We start from the raw sequence: 1550 nt of genomic DNA, 5'->3' as shown, positions 1-1550 counted from the left end.
GAAAAGTTATTCTAAATTAGCAGGTAAAGTCACATAAGAGGTTTTGCTTGGATATTTAAGTCTATAAACTTGTGTTATAATCTATGTATTATAAATATCAAAACTCATGAGTTTTTAGACGATGAGAGACGCATTTATTTGCATCGAGAACTAGATTTCATTAGTAAGTACCCATAAAAAGATTAAAATAGGTGGTATTCAAATGGCTAAAATTGGTTATGCACGTGTATCAACAAAAGATCAAAGTCTTGATGGACAGATTGATACACTTGAGGAATATGGTTGTGAACGTATCTTTAGCGAGAAAGCGAGTGGTCGTAAAACAAAAAGAACAGAACTTGATAAGTGCTTAGATTATTTACGAGAAGGAGACATTCTAGTTATCTATAAACTAGATCGTCTTGGACGTACAACGAAACAATTAATTGAGCTATCTCAATGGTTGGATGAAAACAGCATTGATTTACATATTATAGATATGAATGTATCAACGAAAGATGCGATGGGCAAGATGTTCTTTACCATGATGAGTGCATTCGCTGAACTTGAAGCTAACTTATTAAGTGAACGAACTAAAAAAGGTTTGGAAGCTGCAAGAGCAAGAGGGCGAAAAGGTGGAAGACCCTCACTACCAGATCATAAGAAAAGAGAAATCAAATTCTTATATGATGAGCAAAAACTTACTGGTGAAGAAATTGCTAAACAAACAGGAGTGAGTCGTTCTACTGTATATAGAATAATAAAAATGAAGTAGTAAAAACAAATAATCACAGGAAGAAAACTAATGAAAGGAGAATCTCTAATTTGAAGATTCTCCTTTCATTAGTTTTTATAACCTATATTATAATTTAACGAGAATTTTTGCTTGTGATTTATCGTTTACAAGTTGTTCAAATCCTGACTCTACAATATCATTTAACTCAATTTCATCAGTAACGACGTCTTTTACTTTTAAATTACCTTCGTTAATTAAGTCTATTGTTTGTTGAAATGTAGTAGGTGTATAAGCAATCGTCGAAGTAAGTTTTACACCTGTATTCGTTAATTGCATTGGATTCCATTCAATAGGATGGCCGAATATAGAAACTATAACAACAATACCTCTTGCTTTAGTAACATCTATTGCAGATTTAAGTGTTGGCGCTACACCAGCTACCTCAAATGCTACATCAACGCCATTATCAGTGTATTTACTAATAATATCACTTGGGTTTGATTCACCAGAATTTATCGTATGAGTAGCACCTACTGATTTAGCTTTATTAAGTCGTTCTTCCGATAAATCGAAAACAAATATTTTGCTAGCACCAGCTGCTTTGGCTGCTATAGTTGTTAATAAACCGATTGGCCCTGCACCAAAAATAGCAACAGTATCGCCAAATAGAACTTCGCCTTCTTTAATTGCTTGAACTGCAACAGCCGTCGGTTCTACAAGGGCGCCTTCTTTATCAGAAACATTATCTGGTAATTTATAAACATTCTCTTCTGGGGCGTTTGTAAATTCTGCAAATCCACCATCAGAACCTAAGCCTATAAATGAATAACCATCA

At 33.9% G+C, this 1550-nt stretch carries 2 protein-coding genes; one reads left to right on the top strand and one right to left on the bottom strand.

Translation table 11 applies throughout. The annotated features are described in order from the left end of the window. The first annotated feature begins 202 nt into the window (after positions 1 to 202). Positions 203 to 754 (top strand): recombinase family protein, encoded by a 552-nt coding sequence (locus tag KA883_RS10425; RefSeq protein ID WP_069827828.1) that lies wholly within the window; start codon positions 203 to 205, stop codon positions 752 to 754. Positions 755 to 841: 87 nt separating this feature from the next. Here KA883_RS10425 and KA883_RS10420 read toward each other — a convergent pair. Continuing rightward, positions 842 to 1550, bottom strand: a 709-nt coding sequence (locus KA883_RS10420) for a zinc-binding dehydrogenase (protein WP_204171404.1), incomplete at its 5' end; no start/stop codon positions are given.

Source organism: Staphylococcus sp. GDY8P54P (genome assembly GCF_017892645.1).
Taxonomy (GTDB): domain Bacteria; phylum Bacillota; class Bacilli; order Staphylococcales; family Staphylococcaceae; genus Staphylococcus; species Staphylococcus ureilyticus.
The sequence above is the reverse complement of the archived record's forward strand: the minus strand, read 5'-3'. Positions and strand labels throughout refer to the sequence as shown.

Bases quoted from the DNA above. Each gene is read 5' to 3' on its own strand.
- KA883_RS10425 (WP_069827828.1), top strand. From the start codon at position 203: ATGGCTAAAATTGGTTATGCACGTGTATCAACAAAAGATCAAAGTCTT.